The sequence below is a fragment of the Thalassobaculum litoreum DSM 18839 genome (genome assembly GCF_900102465.1).
Taxonomy (GTDB): Bacteria; Pseudomonadota; Alphaproteobacteria; order Thalassobaculales; family Thalassobaculaceae; genus Thalassobaculum; species Thalassobaculum litoreum.
In genome coordinates, this window is record NZ_FNBW01000007.1 from 204,862 (window position 1) to 224,808 (window position 19,947).

At 68.9% G+C, this 19,947-nt stretch carries 20 protein-coding genes and 1 tRNA gene; 9 read left to right on the top strand and 12 right to left on the bottom strand.

All coding sequences use genetic code 11. From position 1 onward, the window contains the following. Positions 1–181: 181 nt before the first annotated feature. Together BLS34_RS13095 and BLS34_RS13100 are read left to right on the top strand one after the other, a co-directional pair. Positions 182–502, top strand: a complete 321-nt coding sequence (locus BLS34_RS13095) for a hypothetical protein (protein ID WP_093150913.1) — start codon at positions 182–184, stop codon at positions 500–502. 17 nt (positions 503–519) lie between these two features. After that, positions 520–2,109: an MBL fold metallo-hydrolase gene (locus BLS34_RS13100; RefSeq protein ID WP_093150915.1), complete on the top strand. Its 1,590-nt coding sequence runs from the start codon at positions 520–522 to the stop codon at positions 2,107–2,109. A gap of 21 nt (positions 2,110–2,130) precedes the next feature. Here BLS34_RS13100 and BLS34_RS13105 read toward each other — a convergent pair whose 3' ends face one another. The 9 genes from BLS34_RS13105 to BLS34_RS13145 all read right to left on the bottom strand — a co-directional run bounded on the left by BLS34_RS13105 (position 2,131) and on the right by BLS34_RS13145 (position 9,577). Next, on the bottom strand, positions 2,131–3,168 hold the full coding sequence (locus BLS34_RS13105) for a TerC family protein (RefSeq protein WP_028794125.1): 1,038 nt from the start codon (positions 3,166–3,168) through the stop codon (positions 2,131–2,133). 97 nt (positions 3,169–3,265) lie between these two features. Beyond that, on the bottom strand, positions 3,266–3,595 hold the full coding sequence (locus BLS34_RS13110) for a hypothetical protein (RefSeq protein WP_093150917.1): 330 nt from the start codon (positions 3,593–3,595) through the stop codon (positions 3,266–3,268). A gap of 228 nt (positions 3,596–3,823) precedes the next feature. Further along, a tRNA-Leu gene (locus BLS34_RS13115) sits at positions 3,824–3,908 on the bottom strand. Positions 3,909–3,935: 27 nt separating this feature from the next. Continuing rightward, positions 3,936–4,757: an alpha/beta hydrolase gene (locus BLS34_RS13120; protein WP_175474218.1), complete on the bottom strand. Its 822-nt coding sequence runs from the start codon at positions 4,755–4,757 to the stop codon at positions 3,936–3,938. Positions 4,758–4,849: 92 nt separating this feature from the next. Then, positions 4,850–5,791: a branched-chain amino acid transaminase gene (locus BLS34_RS13125; protein ID WP_028794127.1), complete on the bottom strand. Its 942-nt coding sequence runs from the start codon at positions 5,789–5,791 to the stop codon at positions 4,850–4,852. 129 nt (positions 5,792–5,920) lie between these two features. Then, on the bottom strand, positions 5,921–7,288 hold the full coding sequence (locus BLS34_RS13130) for a hypothetical protein (protein WP_093150921.1): 1,368 nt from the start codon (positions 7,286–7,288) through the stop codon (positions 5,921–5,923). 23 nt (positions 7,289–7,311) lie between these two features. Next, a complete protein-coding gene (locus BLS34_RS13135; RefSeq protein ID WP_093150923.1) occupies positions 7,312–8,472 on the bottom strand; it encodes a DEAD/DEAH box helicase family protein in 1,161 nt (386 codons plus the stop codon). Between the two features lie 68 nt (positions 8,473–8,540). Next, entirely contained in the window at positions 8,541–9,173 is a 633-nt protein-coding gene (locus BLS34_RS13140; protein ID WP_093150925.1) for an HD domain-containing protein, read from the bottom strand. Then, complete coding sequence (locus BLS34_RS13145; RefSeq protein ID WP_093150927.1) at positions 9,170–9,577, bottom strand: hypothetical protein; 408 nt, start codon at positions 9,575–9,577, stop codon at positions 9,170–9,172. The genes BLS34_RS13140 and BLS34_RS13145 overlap by 4 nt, the downstream gene beginning before the upstream one ends. A gap of 155 nt (positions 9,578–9,732) precedes the next feature. Between BLS34_RS13145 and BLS34_RS13150 the strand changes: the two genes are divergently transcribed. Then, positions 9,733–10,998: an MFS transporter gene (locus tag BLS34_RS13150; protein WP_051244503.1), complete on the top strand. Its 1,266-nt coding sequence runs from the start codon at positions 9,733–9,735 to the stop codon at positions 10,996–10,998. Between the two features lie 228 nt (positions 10,999–11,226). Continuing rightward, a complete protein-coding gene (locus BLS34_RS13155; RefSeq protein WP_093150929.1) occupies positions 11,227–11,529 on the top strand; it encodes a GIY-YIG nuclease family protein in 303 nt (100 codons plus the stop codon). A gap of 159 nt (positions 11,530–11,688) precedes the next feature. On the opposite strand, the gene BLS34_RS13160 is transcribed toward BLS34_RS13155, so the two are convergent. Beyond that, complete coding sequence (locus BLS34_RS13160) at positions 11,689–12,627, bottom strand: DMT family transporter (protein WP_028794133.1); 939 nt, start codon at positions 12,625–12,627, stop codon at positions 11,689–11,691. Between the two features lie 190 nt (positions 12,628–12,817). Between BLS34_RS13160 and BLS34_RS13165 the strand changes: the two genes are divergently transcribed. Genes BLS34_RS13165 through BLS34_RS13175 form a run of 3 tightly spaced genes read left to right on the top strand, consistent with a single transcriptional unit; the run spans position 12,818 to position 15,139 of the window. Then, complete coding sequence (locus BLS34_RS13165; protein ID WP_028794134.1) at positions 12,818–13,537, top strand: hypothetical protein; 720 nt, start codon at positions 12,818–12,820, stop codon at positions 13,535–13,537. A 40-nt stretch (positions 13,538–13,577) separates the two neighbouring features. After that, entirely contained in the window at positions 13,578–14,771 is a 1,194-nt protein-coding gene (locus tag BLS34_RS13170) for an MFS transporter (protein WP_175474219.1), read from the top strand. A 32-nt stretch (positions 14,772–14,803) separates the two neighbouring features. After that, positions 14,804–15,139: a cupin domain-containing protein gene (locus BLS34_RS13175; protein ID WP_093150934.1), complete on the top strand. Its 336-nt coding sequence runs from the start codon at positions 14,804–14,806 to the stop codon at positions 15,137–15,139. A gap of 9 nt (positions 15,140–15,148) precedes the next feature. On the opposite strand, the gene BLS34_RS13180 is transcribed toward BLS34_RS13175, so the two are convergent. After that, positions 15,149–16,345 (bottom strand): SPOR domain-containing protein, encoded by a 1,197-nt coding sequence (locus BLS34_RS13180; RefSeq protein WP_093150936.1) that lies wholly within the window; start codon positions 16,343–16,345, stop codon positions 15,149–15,151. Positions 16,346–16,549: 204 nt separating this feature from the next. Here BLS34_RS13180 and BLS34_RS13185 point away from each other — a divergent pair, with 204 nt between their 5' ends. Both BLS34_RS13185 and BLS34_RS13190 read left to right on the top strand, forming a co-directional pair. Continuing rightward, positions 16,550–17,326: a class II aldolase/adducin family protein gene (locus tag BLS34_RS13185; protein WP_093150938.1), complete on the top strand. Its 777-nt coding sequence runs from the start codon at positions 16,550–16,552 to the stop codon at positions 17,324–17,326. Positions 17,327–17,485: 159 nt separating this feature from the next. After that, complete coding sequence (locus tag BLS34_RS13190) at positions 17,486–19,114, top strand: amidohydrolase (RefSeq protein ID WP_093150939.1); 1,629 nt, start codon at positions 17,486–17,488, stop codon at positions 19,112–19,114. Positions 19,115–19,298: 184 nt separating this feature from the next. Here the strand turns inward: BLS34_RS13190 and BLS34_RS13195 are convergent, their stop codons facing one another. Continuing rightward, complete coding sequence (locus BLS34_RS13195; protein ID WP_093150941.1) at positions 19,299–19,889, bottom strand: biotin transporter BioY; 591 nt, start codon at positions 19,887–19,889, stop codon at positions 19,299–19,301. Positions 19,890–19,947 lie beyond the last annotated feature (58 nt).

Consider the following 19,947-nt stretch of genomic DNA (forward strand, 5'->3'; position numbering starts at 1 on the left):
TGCAGACTTCCTGAAAAGGTTGTGACGCCAAATCTCGCGGCAAGCCTATCAGGCTTGGCGGCGGTTGATTTTGCGCTGCATCAAATCGCCGGTGGAGGGTATCGGCCGCATTGATGCAAATCAATTCGTGGTGGCCGCGACCTGCTAGGATCGGTCAGATCAGGAAAACGGAGGTCACGTCATGGTCACGTTGCTACGTACGGTTCTTCTCGCGGCGGCAGCGCTGCTGTTCGTCAGTCTCCCGGCCGCGGCCCAGCAGGCGGGTTCCGACGCCGGTCCGGCGGCACAGAAGGTCATCGAGCAGGTCGAGCAGCAGGTCGATTCCACATTCGTCCTCACCACCGACCAGCTGGTCGCGATCGCCGGCGGCGCGCTGGTCGGGGCAATCGCCGCCGACCTCGTGCTGCACGGCGGTGCCGGCGCCCTGCTGGGCGCGGTTGCCGGCGGGCTGATCGGGAACTGGCTCTACGTCCCGTCGGCGCCGGTGCCCGACGGCTCCTGAAGGCCGGGCGGCCTCAGGTGCAGCTCAGGTTTCACGGCGCCGCCCATTGCGTCACCGGCTCCTGCTACGAGATCGAGACGGGGGCCGCCCGGATCCTGGTGGATTGCGGGTTGTTCCAGGGCTCGAAATCGGAGCGGGAGCTGAATTACGGCGACTTCCCCTTCGATCCCGCCGCGATCGACGCGGTCGTGCTGACCCACGCGCATATCGACCACAGCGGCCTGCTGCCGAAGCTGGTCAGGCAGGGATTCGCCGGATCGATCCACGCCACCCGGGCGACGGTGGACCTGTGCTCGGTGATGCTGCCGGATTCCGCCCATATCCAGGAGGTCGAGGTCGAGCGGCTGAACCGCCGCAATGCCCAGCGCGGCCGCGAGCCGGTTTCGCCGATCTACTCCCGGCGCGACGCGGCGGACTGCCTGACCCTGTTCCGCCCGGCCGGCTACGGCGACTGGGCCCCGGTCGCCGCCGGGATCCGGGCGCGGTTCTGGAACGCCGGGCACCTCCTGGGATCGTCCTCGGTCGAGATGGAGATCGAGCGGACCGCCGAACGGCCGCTCCGGCTGCTGTTCTCCGGCGATATCGGTCCCGGCTTCAAGCTGCTGCATCCCGACCCCCAGGGGCCGCGCGACGTGGACTACCTGATCTGCGAGTCCACCTACGGCGACCGGGAACGCCCGACGGTCTCAGTCGACCAGCGCCGCGCCATGCTCGCCGAGGAGGTCCGCAAGGCGGCCGAGGCGAGCGGCCCGCTGATCATTCCGTCCTTCGCGGTCGAACGTACCCAGGAACTGCTGGTCGACCTGCACCTGCTGATGCAGTCGGGCGAGGTGCCCTCGGCGCCGATCTTCGTGGACTCTCCGCTGGCGACCCGCGCCAGCGAGATCTTCGAGCGTCACGCCGACGAGATCGAGCAGGGCGACACCCTGCGCGCCGCCCTGAACGCCCGGCGGGTGCGCTTCACCGAAACGGTGGACCAGAGCAAGGCGATCAACCGCTTCACCGGCTTCTTCGTGGTCATCGCCGCCAGCGGCATGTGCGACGCCGGCCGGATCCGCCCCCACCTGAAGGCCAATCTGTGGCGGCGCAACGCCACGGTGATGCTGGCCGGCTTCCAGGCCCAGGGCACCCTGGGGCGCATCCTGCTCGACGGCGCGCAGCGGGTCCGCATCCAGGGCGAGGAGATCGACGTCAAGGCCAGGATCGCGCTGTTCGACCTGTATTCCGGCCATGCCGATGCCAGCGAGCTGGTCGCCTGGATCGAGGGTAGGGGGCCGGTCTCGGGCACGATCTTTCTGACCCATGGCGAGGAGACCGCCCTGTCCGCGCTGCACGTGCGGCTGGCCGCGCGCTTTCCCGACGCGCGGATCGCGGCACCGCATCTGGACGACCTGTACGAGCTGAACGGCGCCGGCACCCTGGTCGCCGAAGGCGGGCGGCCGCGCCGGCTGCCGCCGGAGAAGGTGGCCCGGCTGGACTGGCACAACGACCTGTCGAAGCTGCTGCTCGACGTCTCCGAGCGGGTCGACGGGGCCGCCGACGAGCGCGGCCGTGCCGCCATCATCCGCCGCCTGCGTCGCGCCCTGGAGGAGACCGGGGAGGCGTAGCGGGAACGGGCCGTCCGTCGCTCATTTCTCCGCCACGTCCGGCCGGACGCGCGGCCGTTCGGAGATCGCAGGCGCGCCGACGGAGGCGTGCCGGGCCTCGCGCGCCGTCGTCCACAGGGACACCGCGATCCCGCCCGCCAGAAGCCCCAGGGTGACCGACAGGGAGACCGCCGGCGGTATCTTGGCGAGGTTCAGCATGTCGGCGGCGAAGATCTTGGCGCCGATGAACACGAGGATCAGCGCCAGGGCGTATCGCAGATAGGCGAAGCGGTGGATCATCGCCGACAGCGCGAAGAACAGCGAGCGCAGCCCCAGGATCGCGAAGATGTTCGAGGTGTAGACCACATAGGGTTCCGTGGTGATCGCGAAGATGGCCGGGATCGAGTCGACGGCGAAGACCACGTCGGCGAGTTCGACCATGACAAGGGTCAGGAAGAGCGGCGTGACGAAGAGAACCTCGGCGCCGGTGCGGTGGTCGCTATGGCGCACGAAGAAGCGATCGCCGTGGAGCTGCCGGGTCACCCGCAGGTGCCGGCGCATGAACCGCAGCACCGGATTCTGGGCGATGTCATAGGTGATCTCGGCGGCGAACAGCATCTTCACCCCGGTGATCATGAGGAAGGCGGCGAAGAGATACAGCACCCACTCGAACTGGGTGATCGCCGCGGCGCCGGCGACGATCATCACCCCGCGCAGCACGATGACGCCGAGGATGCCCCAGAACAGCACCCGGTGCTGGTGGATACGGGGAATGCCGAAGAAGCCGAAGATCATGGCGATGACGAAGATGTTGTCCATCGCCAGGCTCTGCTCGACCACGAAGCCGGTGAGGTAGTCGAGTGCCGCGTCGGTGCCGAGCCGGTGCCAGATCCATCCGGAGAACGCCACGCCCAGGCCGATATAGAAGGCGGACAGCTTCAGGCTCTCGGCGATGCCGATCTCGTGGGTCCGGCGGTGCAGGACGCCGAGATCGAATGCCAGCAGGGCGAGGACGAAGGCCAGGAAGCCGAGCCACATCCACAGCGGCTCGCCGATCACCTGCGCGAACAGTATGTCCATCGGATGGTCCCTGCCGGCGTCGGTCGGGCGATGGCGCCGGCACCGCGGGAGCACCGGCGGCTCTCGCGGTGGGGCGTGGCGCCAGGGCGGATCTGCCTTAGAGGGGCATCGCCTGGGCCGGAGGAACGCGGCGTGCCCGGGCCTCGTGGCGTTGCCAGAGCGCCCGCGCCACGACGAGCAGCACAAGGCCGACGGGCACCGCGATCGCGATCTCGCGCAGCATGTGGGCGGAGAGGGCCGCCTCGATCAGGAAGGCCATGCCGCAGGCGAGCAGGCTGGTGATCAGCGTGCCGGCCATCGCGGGCATGAAGTAGTCGTCGTCGGACAGTGTCGCCCTGGCGACGAACCGGTGCGTGAACACGAGCGCGAGGATCCCGCCGCCCAGCAGCAGGACGCCGATGAGGAGTTCGGTCAACACGGATGACATGGGGAGGCTTTCAACGGCTCAGGACAAGGACCGCCAGATGAGCCGCTACTGGTGGTCGTCGTCATGTGGGGAGTCCCGGGCGTTCCGGGAATGCCGACCCGCTCAGATTAGCCCCGCGTGTCCCTCACGGCGGGGCGGCCAGCCATGCAAGAATGCCGCTTCCAAATCGCAGTCCCAATCCCCAGCGACCCGAGACCCGGATCCCGGCGGCTATCGTCCGCTTGGGATTGGTGGCCCCGGAGGGACTCGAACCCTCACGCCCGAAGGCTCGCGATTTTAAGTCGCGTGCGTCTACCAGTTCCGCCACGGGGCCGTGTGCGGTGTCGGATCGGCTGTCTGTCTACAGCATATCCGTAACGCGGTTCCAGATCGCCGTGAACCAGCCCTGCCAGCCGGGGCCGAGCATGAGGTTGTGCGGGGCCTCGGGCAGGCGGAGGTGGCCGGCGCCGTAGAACCGGGCGATGGCCTCGTCCTGGCCGGGCGGGTGGCGGGCCGGGTCGTCGCGGCCGCCCTCCACCACCAGGATCGGCAGGTCCGTCGGCAGGGCGGCCGGATCGACCGGGATGCGCAGATCGTAGCGCTGGTTCAGCAGGCGCGGGCTCTCGGCACTCAGGCGGGCGGCCATGGCGGCCAATGCCTCCGGTGCCAGATGCGGGGCGTAGCGCTCGCCGGCCTGGGCCGCGCTCAGCGGCGGGCACAGCGCGCTCTCGTCGACCAGCGGCACCCGGGCGGCGCCGGGCAGGTTGCCGGGCGGCGAGGGGCAGACCAGCAGCAGGCCCGCCACCGGGCGGTTCAGCGCGGCCAGCACGACCAGCAGGCCGCCCATGGAATGGCCGACCACCAGCGGCGGCGCGCCGATAGCGTCGATGGCGGCGACCACGTCGGCCGTCATCTCCTCGGCCCCGTCGGTGCGGAACGCCGCGTCGGGCGCCAGCCCGCCATGGCCACGCAGATCCAGGGAATGGACCGCCCAGCCCTCGGCATCGAGCCGCTCGACCCAGCCGTCCCAGCACCAGGCGCCGTGATAGGCGCCGTGCACCAGCAGCACCGGCGGACGGCTATCGGCCGAGGCGGCGCCGGGAGCTGCGCTTGCGGCGCGTGCGGCCACCGAGTGCAGCCGGGCCGGGCCCAGCGCGCGGGCGGTCATGTCGGGTCGGGTCAAGCGGAGCTCCCTGGGGCGTGGATACGGCGCCTGGAACAAGAAGGCGCGACACCCGGGGGTGCCGCGCCTGTCCGGATCGGTCGGGCGGCGGGTTACTCGGCCGCGTTGGCCTTGGCCGCACCATAGACCGGCGCGCGCCATTCCGGATGCGCGCCCGAGGTGCCGTGGCAGACGTCGAAATAGCGCTCCTGCAGCTTCTTGGTCAGCGGGCCGACCTTGCCGGTGCCGACCGCCAGCTTGTCGATGGACGTGATCGGCGTCACCTCCCAGGCGGTGCCGCAGAAGAACGCCTCGTCGGCGGCCACCAGCTCGGACCGGTCGACCTCGCGTTCGACCGCCGGGGTGCCCATCTCCTCCAGAAGCTGCAGCACCGTGCTGCGGGTGATGCTCTCCAGGATGTCGCTGGACGTGTGCGGGGTGATCGGCACGCCGTCGCGGACCAGGAAGAAGCACATGCCCGGGCCCTCGGCGACCTTGCCGCGGCTGTTCAGCAGGATGGCGGTGTCGTAGTCGTCGGCAACGGCCTGCAGGGTGGCCAGCCGGCCGTTCTGGTAGTTGGCGTTGACCTTGGCGCGCATCGGCATGGCGTTGTCGGGCACCCGCATCCAGGAGCTGACCTGGGCCGAGATGCCGTCGGTGATCTTCGCCGTGCGCGGCCGCTCCTGGGCGGTGATCGCCAGCTTGATCGGGCCGGTGACGTTCTGCCCGCCATGGCCGGCGACATAGGTCGTGGTCATGATGTGGACGTTCTCGCCCTGGATGCCGTTGGCGCGGATCAGCTCGATCGTCTTCTCGGTCACGTATTCCGGCGTGATGATCTCGTCGTAGCGCATGAAGCGCTGGGAGAAGACCAGGCGGTTCATGTGCTCGGCCATGCGGAACAGGTACATCTCCTGCTCGTCGGCGTTCCAGTAGCCGCGCACCCCCTCGAAGACGGCGGAGCCGAACTTGAACGCCGCGGTGTCGACGTGAACCGTGCCCTCGTTCCAGGGAACGATACGGTCGTCCATGAACACGTATTTCGGGGTCGCCATGATCTGAGGTCCTTTTGATCTTGGTGCGGCCGAGTATTGGTGGGGCCCTCCCAAGGAAACCCGGACACGGCAGAGCACTCGATTGGGAGCGGCCAATTTATGCCCGTGGCCGGGCCGCGGCAAGACGGCTCATTGGTCCTGGAGCGCCGCCATTCCCTTCTCGCGCAGCTTGTCCGCCTTCTCCGACCCCTCGGTCAGTTCGACCAGGCGCACGGTGCAGAACAGGTCGACGGTCGACACCGTCGCGTCGTTCGCCGCCAGCCGCTGCAGCAGGTCGTTGGAGCGCTCGTCGAGCTTGGCGCCGATCTGCTTCATGGCGGTGGCGATCTCGCCCTCCAGGCCGACATCGCCGGCGTATTGCCTGCACAGGCGCAGCGAGATGATCTGTTCCTCGATGGCGCGGAACCGGTCGCGGTTGCTGGTGGCATTGTCCGGCGGGGCGTCCAGCGCCTCGATCGCCGCCACCGTCTTCGGCGCCGCCCCCGACACGATGGTCTCGCGGGCGAGGCGGCCGAGTTCGACCTTCACCCGTTCGATCTGCCGGGCGACGCCGCGCCCGCCGCCATCGGCCGCCGCCGCCTCGCGCTGCAGGGTCTTCAGCTCGTTGCCCAGGGCCCGGGCCACGGTCACCGGGTCGTCCTTCTTCATCTCGGCATCGGCGCGGATGTCGATGATCCGGTCTTCCTGCTGGCTGGCCACCGCCTCGCCGACCTGGCCCCCCATGGACTTGATCAGGTCGCCGGCGCCCTGTTCGATCAGCCGCTCGATCAGGCTCGGCAGCATGGCCGGCGACTGCAGCCGCGCCATCAGCGACAGCACCAGGATCGGCAGGCCGTCGCGGTTGATGGCGGCCGTGCGGGTCAGCCCGGCGACGACCACCTGCAGGGAGGCGTTGTTGATGTCGTCGATCGGCGGCGGCGGCAGCAGGCGCCGCATCTCGGTCAGCGGCGCCGCGATGGCCAGGGCGGTGACGATGTCGTCGAGCGAGGCGAGGACCTCGGGGCCGCCGAGTTTCTCCTGCAGCCTGGCGCGGCCGCCCTTTTCCTTGGCGCTGGCGTCGGACAGGCCCGTCAGCGCCGCATGGGTCGCCGCCCAGAACGGCCGCCCGGCGGCGTCGACCGCCTCGTCGTCGCTCGGATCCAGGCCCTTCAGCGCCTCCAGCACCGGCGCGAGGCCGGCGTCGCCCAGCAGGCCCTCCGCCTCCGCCCAGATCGGCTTCAGGGCGCCGCGCGGGATGCGGCCGAGCGCCTTGCGCGGCGTGTTCGGGTTGTACAGCAGGTCCTCGAACGGACGGCAGAACAGCCGCATGGGCGTGAACTTGCGCTCCGGCCGGATCAGGCGCAGGCGCGGCCGGATCTGGGTCAGCATGGCGATCGACGCCGCCTGCTGGGACGGCCGCAGGCGGCGCAGCTCCAGGGCGCCGACCAGCTTCTCGAACTCGGCCTCCGGGATCTCGAAGACCTTGTTCGCCATGTTGTCCAGGGAGGTGTCGCTCATGTCGCTCTCGCCTTCGCTGGGGTTCAGCCGGCCTCGCTCATCGCTTCGGCCCGGCGCCGCTCGATCCGCAGCTGCAGCTCGATGTCGGTATGGCCGGACTGCCAGTTCTGCAGCGGTTTCACGAATTTGCGCATGGCATTCTCCAGGTCGCCCCAGGCCTTGCCCTGCTGCGCGTCGAGTTCCTTGGTCGGGACCAGGGGCAGCATGCGCACGATTTCCTCCAGCGCATCCTTCTGCTCGTGGAGGGCGCCGTCGAGTACCTCTTCCCACAGACCGATGACGTGGTCCCAGCCGTCCAGCAGCCAGGAGATCCGGTTCATCCCGTCGGCGATTTCCGGGCCGACGGTACTCCATTTGGCCAGCGCCGTCTGCAAATCGTTGGCGTGGTCGTCGATCTCGCCCAGGACGTCGCGCCCCACATCGAGGGTCAGCAGGGCCACGTCCGCGACCAGGAAGGCCAGCCCGTCCGGGTCGGCGTTGGAGTTCCGGCCCCAGGCGGTGATGTTCATCCGGAACGCCTTCAGCCGGGTCATCAGGCGCCGCAGCCGGCATTCGTGCGGCATCGAGGCGACCCCGACCGGGGCGATCATGTCCGACCATTTCTCGATATCGGCATAGAGCTGCTCGGAGGACACGCGCAGGTCGCTGGCGATGCCGGCCATGATGCCGCGCACCTTCTTCTGGCCGGTGGTGGAGGACAGCTCGGCCACGGAGAGCTTCACATCGGTCTTCGCCAGGCTCTTCACCACCGAGTTGACCAGGTAGTAGTTGGTGAGCAGGCGCTCGTTCTCCTCCTGCTCGACCGCCCGTTCCGCCGCGTCGATGGCGTCCGGCCCGGACAGCCCGGTCATGGCGATCTCATGGGCGCAGCGCCGGATCTCGCGCGGGGTGGCTGCCTTGCGGGTCTCGATCATGTCGTGGAAGGCGCGGTCGTGCACGGACATGCGGAAGACCTCGCGCACGCCGGACCAGCCGATGATGTAGACGCCGCTGCTGCCGGACAGGCCGGGCACGATCACCTCCAGCCCGCCATTGCCGTTGGACCGGGCGCGCGCGAATGCCAGCATCGGCGTGGTGAACGGCACCACCACGCCGCGTTCCTCGAAGGTCGCCGGCCAGTACCGGGTATTGAGGTGGCCGGCAGCCTCTCCGTCCTTGGTGGCTGAATGCGTCGTCTGCGTCATCGGTCCTGATCCTGTTATAGGATCGGCTGCGGTGCCTTCAACCTGCGCCGAATTAGTTTGCCCTTGCCTTAATTATCATGCACGCCGCCGTTCTTGGAGGCAGGAACCCCTGCCAGCATGCGAAACCTTTTCAAGTAAAGCGTCTTTGCATCTTCCGGGCCAACCGGGTCGATTGTGACCGATTGCTTGACGCGGGGCGCGCCGAAAATCCTGCGCGCTTCCGCCGGATCGAAGCCGGCGATCTGGGTCGCCTCGAAATAGGCGGCGACGCGATCCGCCCGCTTGATCAGTTTCTCGACCGTGGCAGGCAGTTCCGCCGGCAGGCCGAAGCGGATGTGGATCGCCGCCGACAACCGCTTGTCCACCGTCTTGTAGTCCGGCCCGATGATCGCCTTGAACGGGGTGATCATGTCGCCGATCACGTATTCCGGCCCGTCATGTAGCAGGGCGGCCAGCCGCCACTTGCGCGCCAGGGTGCCGTCGATGCCGGTGGCGATGCGCTCGACCAGGACCGAGTGCTGGGCCACGGAATAGGCCCAGGCGCCGGAGGTCTGGCCGTTCCAGCGCGCCACCCGGGACAGGCCGTGGGCGATGTCCTCGATCTCCACGTCGAAGGGCGAAGGGTCGAGCAGGTCGAGGCGGCGGCCGCTCAGCATGCGCTGCCAGGCGCGGGGCGGCTCGTCGGCACGGGTGCGGCTCATGTCGGGTCGGTCTCGTGCCGGGTGGGGGTACGGTCGGCGCGGCGGCGGGCGGCGGAGCGGTCGCGCAGGGCCTGGGCGCCGGCCCGCGCCTTCGCCGAGCGCCAGGCGACCAGAAGCGCGATCAGCAGGCCGACCAGCGGTCCGGCGGCGATCAGCACCCGGGTCGCCCGGGCGATGTTGATCTCCATGACGTACTGGGTGTCGAACAGGTGCATGCAGCGGATCTTGGCGTCCTCCTCGACATAGGTCTTGGTGCATTCCGCCTTCCCGGCGTCGCGCTTGCGTTCGATGCGGACATGGGTGTCGTGCCACTGGCGGTAGGACACCAGCCCGATGCCGCCGGCCCACAGGATGGCGACGGAGAGCAGCACGGCGAATCCCAGCACGACGACGGTCCGGTTCATCGCCTTCCCCTACCGGGGGAGGGGAGACGGAGCAAGCGTCTTGCCGGCCGCTGGGGCCCGACTCCCTCGACCCGCCCTCTTGACCCGACCCCTTGACCCTTGGGCCGATCCGGGCGCACTTTCGTTGCCCAGCCAACTATTCGTCGACCGCCCCCATGACCGCCGCAACCACAACCGTCGAGGACGCCGGATCGTTCCGCGATGACATGAAGGTCATCTCGCTGATCGGCACCGCCCATTTCTTCAGCCACTTCTACATCCTGCTGCTGGCGCCGCTGTTCCCGATCCTGAAGGACGCGTTCGGCGTGAGCTACGTGCAGCTCGGGCTGATCCTGACGGTGGCGAACGCGGCGACGGGTGTGAGTCAGATCCCGTTCGGCTATCTGGTCGACAAGGTCGGGGCAAAATGGATCCTGATCGGCGGGCTGGCGGCGCATGGCCTCGCCTTCGTGCTGATCGGCATCACCGGCACCTACTGGGCGATGCTGGCCTGCATGGTACTGGCCGGGGCGGCGAACGGGGTCTATCACCCGGCCGACTATGCGATCCTGTCGGCCTCGGTGTCGGAGAAGCGCATGGGGCGCGGCTTCTCGCTGCACACCTTCACCGGCTTCGCCGGCTTCGCGGCGGTGCCGATGACCATCGTCTGGCTGGCCCAGGAATTCGGCTGGCAGGCCGGGGTGACCGCCTGCGGCGCGGCGGGCATGGTAGCGGCCCTGGCGCTGGTGGTGTTCGGCCGCTCGCTGAAGCACGCGCCGGGCTCCGACAAGCGCAAGAAGAAGGGCGGCGACGGCACGGCCGCCGGCGCCGGCGGGTCGATCATGCTGAACCCGGCGATCCTGATGTGCCTGTTGTTCTTCCTGCTGCTGGCGCTGAGCTCGGGCGGCATCAACAACTTCCTGGTCTCCGCCCTGAACCGGGTGCACGGCACGCCGGTGGACTCCGCCAATCTGGGCCTGACCTTCTATCTGGTGGGCTCCTCGCTCGGTATCCTGCTGGGCGGGGTGATCGCCGACCGCACCTCGAACCACAACCGGGTGGCGGCCTGCTGCTTCCTGGCGACGGCGGTGGCGGTGCTGATCGTCGGCACGGTGGCGCTGCCGATCTGGATGCTGGTGACGCTGATGGCACTGCAGGGCCTGACCCACGGCATCATCATGCCGAGCCGCGACATGATCGTGCGCTCGGTCACCCCGGCGGGATCGATGGGCAAGGTGTTCGGCTTCGTGTCGACCGGCTTCAGCCTGGGCGGGATCGTCGCCCCGCTGATGTTCGGCTTCCTGCTCGACCGCGGCGAGCCGGCCCTGGTGTTCTACGTGATCGCCGGCTTCATGGTGGTGTCGCTGCTGACGGTGTTCAGCGTCGGCGGCAAGAAGGACGGCGGCAAGAAGGACGGCGGTAAGAACGAAGCGGCGGCGTAAGGGGACACGCCTCCGCTCCCACCCGTCTTCCAGCCTCGCTACGCCGTTTTCCCAGCCTCGCTGTCCCGTCTTCCCGGCCCTGCGCCGGGATCCAGGAGAGGGGCAGCCGCGGCTTCGGTGATTGGCCTCCAGCGTTCCATCACGCCGACGTCTGGATCCCGGCGCGAGGCCGGGAAGACGGGGAGGGGAACGTGGGAAAGACGCTCACGCCCTCCCATGGCTCACCACATGAGAGTCTGGGTCTATATCCTCGCCAACCGTCGGAACGGGACGCTGTATGTCGGCCTGACCACCGACCTTGCGCGGCGCATCCGCGAGCACAGGGAGAAGCGGCTGGCGGGGTTCACGTCGAGAAACGACGTCACCAGGCTGGTCTATGTCGAAGAGCAGGAGCGTCTCGACCACGCCCTGATCCGCGAACGGCGTCTCAAGCGCTGGCGGCGCGACTGGAAGCTGGATCTGATCGAGCAGCAGAACCCGGACTGGCGGGACCTCTCCTACGACATCCTCGGACCGCCGGACAGCGGCTGAGGGTCGATTCCCTATTTCCCCTCCCCGTCTTCCCGGCCCTGCGCCGGGATCCAGGAAAAGGGCAGCCGCGGCTTCGGTGATTGGCCTCCGGCGTTCCATCACGCCGACGTCTGGGTCCCGGCGCAGGGCCGGGAAGACGGAAGGGGAGAGTGGGTTGCGTTACCCCTTTTTCGCCAAGGTCGCCTCGCGGTGGATGACGTAGAGGCCGCTGGCGACGACGATGGAGCCGCCGCAGATCACCCAGATATCGGGAATGTCGCCGAACACCACATAGCCCCAGAACGCCGCGAAGGTGATCTGCACGTACTGGAACGGCGCCAGGGTCGAGGCCGTCGCCACCTTGTAGGCGTTGATCATCAGCCATTGCGACACGCCGCCGATCGCCCCCATCGCCGCCATCACCCCGAGCTGCTCCCAGGTCGGGGTCTGCCAGAAGAACGGCAGCATGAGCGAGGTGCCCACCGTGCCCATCAGCGCGGCGTAGAACAGGATCGACAGGGTCTCCTCGGTGCGGGTCAGCATCCGGGTGACGATGACGAAGACCGCGAAGATGAACGCCATGAAGATCATCAGCCCATAGGCCCAGTGCACGTCGGCGAAACCCGGCCGCACGATCACCACCACGCCGACCAGGCCGATCAGCACCGCCGCCCAGCGCCGCGGGCCTACCGTCTCGCCGAGGATCGGGATCGACAGGGCGACGACGAACAGCGGGGCGACGAATCCGATCGCCACGGCATCGGCCAGCGGAATGTAGCGGATGGCGGTGAAGAAACTCATCGTCGCGGTCAGCAGCAGGACGCCGCGCAGCAGGGTCAGCTTGACCTGGCGCACCCGCAGCAGCGGCAGCAGCCGCCGGCCGGGGAAGAACATCAGCATGAAGCCGAGATGGAAGGCGTAGCGGCCCCAGGCGACCATCGGCACCGGCATCTCCTGGCCGAGCATCTTGGCCAGCGTGTCCATGGTGGCGAACAGCAGCTCCGCGGTGATCAGCAGGCCGATGCCGCGCACCGCGTTCTCCGAGACATCCTCGGCACGGGCGACGGCGGCGGGAGCCCGATCGGGCGCCGATACGGGAGGCTTGGGGCTGATCGACATGGGGCGGAAAGTGACACACGGCTGCCCCAATGGGAAAGGAGGATCACCCGATCGTTCCACCACGTCGTTTCACCCGCTCGTTCCACCCCGTCGCCTTGGTCCCCCTTCACCCGGGCGGCGTGACCGGCTAGAACACCGGCGCGGGCGGGGAAGTGGCAAACTCGGTCTTCCCTCGGCGAGGAAACAGCATATGAGCCTTTACGACAGCGAGCGGCGCTATCGGCGTCGGGTGTGGAGCGGCGTGATCCGCTTCGTCATCTATATCGGCGTCGTTCTGGCGGCGGCCACGGTGTCCTACGAGTTCGGCGCGGAGGACATCGAGGGTCAGCGCCGCATGCATCAGGAACAGCTCCTGGAGTTCGAGCAGGCTCGCGCCGCCAGCGAGCAGGAGGCGGCCAACCTGCGGGTCGAGGTCGAACGCGCGAAGCTCGCCCTGGACGAATGGGAGAAGCGCTACAACGCCGACGTGCCGACCGGCGCGCGGCGCGAGCTGCTGGACCTGGTGTCCGAGCGCCTGCAGGCCGGGGTCGATCCCCAGCGCCTGGCGTTCTACATCAAGTCGGCGGAGGAGAAGCGCGACTGCGAGGATGTGGAGACCAAGCGCTTCCTGGTCCGCACCCCGCTGTACGACGGCGCCAACACCTCGGTCACCTTCGCCAACGACGCGGTGGCGGTCACCGGCAGCGGCGACTCGGAGGTCACCGACGCCGGCCTGCCGCAGGCCTGGTTCGATCCGCACAAGCCGGTCACCCTGGTCTTCACCCGGATCGACGGCCAGCGCACCGAGGTCGCGGGCACCCTGCCGCTGCAGCAGTCCGTCGTCCATGACGGCGTGGAGCACCATTTCCTGGTGAAGGCCGGTGCGCGCGGCTTCGCGCAGGTGGCGGCCGAACGCTGCACCTATCCATGAGCCGCCGGCGCGTGACCCGGTCATGACGCCAACCGGGGCCATGAAGCAAACCGGGGACGACCGGGACGGCACGCTGTCGCCGGCCCAGGTGATGCGCAGCCTGCTGGCGCATTACGCCTCCTCGATGGCGATCGGCCTGGCGGTCGGCGGCTTCGTGCCGCTGATCGCGGTGACCCTGGAGGCGCGCCAGGTCGATCCGGTCATGATCGGCATCAACTCCGCCATGACCTCGCTCGGCGTGCTGGTGGTCGCGCCCAACGCGACCGTCTTTGTCCGCCGGTTCGGCGCCAGTCCGGCCATGGTCGGCGGCCTGCTGCTGACCGCGCTGTCGGCCCTGGCCATGGCCTTCATCGACAATCTCTGGGCCTGGATGGTCCTGCGCTTCCTGATGGGCGCCGGGGTCTCGATCCACTGGGTGGTCAGCGAGACCTGGATGAACGCCATCGTCAGCGAGCGGCGGCGCGGGCTGGTGATGTCGATCTACATCACCTCCATCGCATCGGGCTTCGCGCTCGGGCCGCTCATCCTGACCCTGATCGGGACCCAGGGGCCCGCACCCTTCGTGACCATCGCGGCGGTCACCGCCCTGACCGCGCTGCCGCTGGCGCTGATCCGCAAGCTGGCGCCGCCCCTGGCGCTGGAGACCAAGGGCAGCGTGATCCGGCTGGCCCGCGAGGCGCCGACCATCTTCGCCGCCGTGCTGACCGTCGGGCTGATCGACGCCGCGTTCTTCACCTTCCTGCCGATCTACGGCATCCGCCTCGGCATGCCGTCGGAGACGGCGATCACGCTGCTGACGGCGGTGTTCGCCGGCAACGTGGCGCTGCAGATCCCCCTGGGCTGGATCGCCGACCGGGTGAACCGGCGCGGCATGCTGCTGGTGCTGGGCACGATCTGCATCGCCTGTCCGGGGCTGGTGGCCTGGCTGCTGTGGGCGGATTCCCTGGCAGCCTATCCGATCCTGTTTATCTGGGGCGGCTGCAGCTTCGGGCTCTACACCGTCGGCGTCACCATGTTGGGCGAGCGCTACCGCGGCGGCGAGCTGGTCGCAGCCAACGCCGCCTTCGTCATGACCTTCGAGCTGGCCAACCTGTTCGGCCCGCCGCTTTCCGGCTGGGCGATCGAGGCGTGGGTGCCGACCGGGCTCATGCTCTACATGGCCAGCATTTGCGCCGGCTTCGTGCTGCTGTCGCTGATCCGGGGCTGGATGCGGGCGCGCGGCGCGGTAGGGTAGGGCAAGCCCAACAGCACAAAGGGAGATCCGCCATGGAAGCGGTCAAGGACGCCGACCACCTCTACGAGGCCGAGTATCGGGCGCGGCATCTGGAGCGCCCCGGCTTCCGCATTCAGGAGATCCGACTGTCGCCGACCCAGAAGGTGCCGTGGCACACCCACACCAATGTGGGCGACACCTTCTACGTGCTGGAGGGGACGCTGCGGATCTACCTGATGAACCCGAAGGAATCCGTCGAGCTGGTCCCCGGCAAGAGCTACGAGGTGGTCGCCGGCCGGCCGCACCTGGTGACCAACGCGGGCGAGACCTCGGTCAGCTTCCTGATCATGCAGGGCGTGGGCGAGTACGACTACGTCCCGGTGGTCTGACGGTACAGGTCAGGGCAGCGGGCCGCGGGCGTCGCAGAACTGGCCCTTCCCCTTCAGCGGGGCGCAGAACCGGATGGCCGCGTCGCGGTTCGGGAAGCCCTGGGCCATCAGCCGCACATAGGTGCCGCGCCCGTTGCCCGGGTCGAACTCGCTGGTGACCATCTTCTTGTCCCCCAGGGCCGGGAACCGGCGCTGCAGGACTGTCCAGCCCGTCTGCGCCGAGCGCTGGGACCGGTAGGACGCCAGATGCACCGCCCAGGGTCCCGACGACCCGCCGCCCGATGCGGCCGCGGTCCGGGGCGCGGTGGAACCGCCGGCCGCAGCCGCGGCGCCGCCGGCATCCAGCCCGGCGACCTTCTCCAGGCGCGAGACCACGTCCTCCAGACGCGAGATCAGGGCGTCGGCCCGCTCGGCCTCGGTGCCCATCGGCTCCTTGGCCATGCTGTCCGGGGCCATCGCCGGCGTCGGGGCGGCGCCCATGACGGCGACGGGCGGGGTGACCGGCTGCTGCACGGTCGGGCCGTCCACCGGGTTCGGCGTCGCGGCGACGGTGGCCGGCAGCTCGCGGGTGCGGTCGTTGGCCAGGGTCACCGACAGCAGCTCCTTGCGCGACTGGCCGGTGCCGAAATCGCGGACCCGCAGCACGTAGTTCTGTACCACCGGCGAATAGAAGTAGCTGTCCAGGAAGTCCTTGCGCTGGCAGTCGATGCGGAAGGTCGTGTAGGTGCCGGCGGGGACCTGCACGTCCTCCTGACCGGTGACGGCGCAGCGGTGCTCCTCCTGCCAGCCGGCCGGCGCGTTCTCGGCCGAGCCGCGCACGGAGTAGGCGATCACGTTGCCTTCCTGCAGCGGGAAGAGCTGTTCGGGCGAGCCGATGATGGTCTGCTGTCCGCGGCCGAGCTCCGGATGCGACGACCAGCGCAGCTGCGGGGTGACCAGGGCGGCGTCCTTGGTCCAGATCAGGCCGCTGTCGTTGGTCCACACCACCCGGTCGGGGGCGACGGAGACCACCTGCTCGCGGGTCGGCTGCCCGTTCTCGGTGTACACGAAGGTGTCGCCGGCGGCGTAGATCGGCGCCGGGGCCGGGGCCAGGCGGTCCTCGGGGGTGCTGCCGCCGAGACTATCGCCGATGCTGCCGACCGAGGAACAGCCGGACAGCAGGGCGGTCGCGATGGCCAGGAGAAGGAGCGGGCGGCGCTGCGCCATGCGGATCGGCCTCTCGCCACTGGGGAGCACGGATTCGTCCTGAATCATCAATATTTTGCGGTTCGTGTCAAGGAAACCGCAAGACTGGCGCCACGCAAAGTGTTGGCACTATGGTCGGAACTTTGATGGATTGACCGTCCCCGCGGCACCCGCCAATCTCGGCGCTAACCCTAGAATTCCCGTCCCTCAGCCGAGGAGGCCGCCATGGCCCTTGCCTATGAGGCAGAAATCCCGTCAGTGCGCGAGCAGGTGAGCGAGGAGGAATGGCAGATCCGTGTGGATCTGGCCTGTCTCTACCGCCTGGTGGCGTTCTACCGCTGGACCGACTCGATCTACACGCACCTGTCGGCCCGCCTTCCGGGACCGGACCATCACTTCCTGCTGAACCCCTACGGGCTGATGTTCGAGGAGGTGACCGCGTCGTCGCTGGTGAAGATCGACACCGAGGGCAAGTCCGTCATGGACACGCCCTTCGAGGTGAACGAGGCCGGCTTCACCATCCACTCCGCCGTGCATATGGCGCGTCCGGAGGTGATGTGCGTCGCCCATACCCATACCCGCGCCGGCATGGCGGTCTCGGCCCAGAAGGAAGGGCTGCTGCCGATCACCCAGAACGCGATGATGTTCTACGGCGACCATCTCGCCTACCACACCTATGAGGGCATCGCCCTGGACCTGGACGAGCGCGAGCGCCTGCAGGCCGATCTCGGCGACCGCTACGCCATGATCCTGCGCAACCACGGCCTGCTGGCCTGCGGGCGCACCATCGGCGAGGCGTTCGAGATCCTGCAGAACCTGGAGCATGCCTGCGTCGCCCAGCTCTCCGCCCAGACCGGCCAGGAGCTGATCATCCCGTCCGACGAGGTCTGCCAGCACACCGCCGACCAGTTCTGGGGCGACGGCTCCAAGCCGTTCGGCGAGCGCGCCTGGCCGGCGATGCGCCGGATGATGGACCGCTACAGCCCGGGCTACGACGCCTGACCCGGCCACCGAGCCGGGTCCTGATCCGGCCTCCGGGCCGGGTCCCGATCCGGTAGCAAGCTGGGTCGTGAACGATCTTCGGCCCCGTCCGTGCGACGGGGCCGCTTCGGTCGTTCGGCCGACTTGGATACCCCATTCTAGATTCTAGGAGATGCGTGCATGACGCGGGTGGCCGCTGATACCGTCCTGTCGGGCGGAAAGGTCTTTCTTGGCCCCGGACTCGGTTTCGCCGAGGCGGTGGCGATCTGGCAGGGGCGGGTCCTGGCCACCGGCACGGCATCGGAGATCGCCGACCTGATCGGTCCGGACACGAAGAAGATCGGCCTCGCCGGCCGCCTCGCGGTGCCGGGGCTGAACGACGCCCACCAGCACATGATGGCCGTCGGCATGGGCACCCTGGAGGTCAACCTCAAGGGCGAGGACATCACCTCGATCGGCGACATTCTGGCCGCGATCAAGGCGCGGGCCGACACCCTGGCGCCGGGCGAGTGGATCATGGGCCGCGGCTACGACCACTTCAATCTGGCCGAGAAGCGCCATCCGCTGCGCGAAGAGCTGGACATGGTGGCGCCTGACAACCCGGTCTACATCAAGCGCACCTGCGGCCATATGGGCGTGGCCAACTCCAAGGCGCTGGAACTGGCGCAGGTCCGCGAAGGCATCGCCAATCCGGCCGGCGGCCATGTGGAGGCGCAGAACGGCAAGCTGACCGGCCTGTTGCAGGAGACCGCCCAGCAGCTCGTGTATCGTGCCTTTCCGAAGGCCGGCATGGACGATTTCGTCGACGGCATCGAGGCCGGCGCGAAACTCAACCTGTCCTACGGCTTCACCTCCTGCACCGATCCGGGAGTCGGCCTGCGCGAGGGCTACCGCGACTGGCAGGCCTATCTCTTCGCCCGCCGCCAGGGCCGTCTGCCGCAGCGCATGTATCTGATGCCGCTGGCGGGGGCGACCGGCTGGCCAGACCGCATCCTCGACATGGACTTCATGACCGGCGACGGCGACGAGTGGGTCCGCACCGGGCCGATGAAGCTGTTCGCCGACGGCTCGGCCGGCGGCAAGACCGCGGCCATGTCCTCGCCCTATGCCGACGATTCCGAGAATTTCGGCATCTTCATCTACGGCGACGAGGAGATCCACGGCTACATCGCCGACTACCACGCCCGCGGCTTCCAGATCGCCACCCATGCCATCGGCGACGCGGCGATCGAGCAGGTGCTCAGCGGCTACGAGAAGGCGATCGGCAACCAGGTCCAGTCCGACCGCCGCCACCGGATCGAGCATTGCGGCTTCCTGTCGACCGACCAGATCGCCCGCATGGCCAAGGCCGGCGTGCTGCCGGCACCGCAGTCGATCTTCCTGTACGAGTTCGGAGACCTGTATCTCGACGCGCTCGGCCCGGAGCGGCCGGCGGCGAGCTATCCGATGCGCAGCTGGATCGATGCCGGCCTGCACCCCTCGGGCAGCTCCGACGGGCCGGTGTCCCAGACCAACCCGTTCCGCGGCATCTACAACATGGTCACCCGCAAGACTTCGCGGGGCACGGTGATCGGCCCCGAGGAGCGGATCACCGTGGAGGAGGCGATCGGCGCCTACACCGTGAACGGCGCCTACGGCTCGTTCGAGGAGGGGCTGAAGGGCACGCTGGAAGTGGGCAGGCTCGGCGACGTGGCGGTGTTCGACACCGACCTGTTCGCCACCGAGCCGGAAGCCTGGATCGACGCCCAGTGCGACCTGACGGTGCTCGGCGGCGCACTGGCCTACGACCGCCAGGGCGAGGCGGCTTAGGCAGCAGGGGGGGCGTAGGCGCGAGCCCTCGCCCCAGCACCTTTCCCCCTTCCCGGCCTTGTGCCGGGACCCCGACCGCCGCGCGATGGAGCGCCGGAGATCGATCCCCGGCGCCGCATCGGCCCCTTCCCGCGATCCCGGCGCACGGCCGGGAAGACGGGAAAGGGTGGGGAGGGGGCGGAGGTTACCCCCGCACCTTCCGCAGCACCGCCCAGGCCGGCGGCAGAACCGCCACCGCCAGCGCGGTCTTCAGCAGCGTCGCCGCCCAGAACGGCGCCACGCCGGCCGCAAACGCCGTCTCCGCGCCGACCAGCACCGCCAGCCAGGCGAAGCCGACCGCGAACACCGCCGCATGGCCGAGGCCGGCGGCGGCGACCGTCTTCAGCCAGGACCGGTCCCAGCCCCGTTCGGCCAGCGCGCCGCACAGCCACGCACCGGCGACGAAGCCCATCAGATAGCCGCCGGTCGGCCCGGCCATATAGGCGAGGCCGAGGCCCTTTTCCGGCGTCCCGGCGAAGACCGGCAGGCCGAGCGCGCCCTGGGCCAGGTACAGCATCACGGTGGCCGCCCCCAGGCGCGGGCCGAGCGCCATGCCGAGGACCATGATGACGAAGGTCTGCATGGTCATCGGCACGGGATAGAACGGGATCTGCGTCTTCGCCGAGAGCGTCAGCAGCACCGAGCCGGCGAGCGCCAGCCCGGCGTCGCGCAGCAGGCGCCGGGTGCGGCCGTCGACCGGCAGGGCGGTGTCGAGAAGGGTGGGATAAGCGGTCATGCCAGAGTTCCGTTGGCAGGTTGTCGAGACGCGAACGGTCGGAAGACGGCGCCGGCCT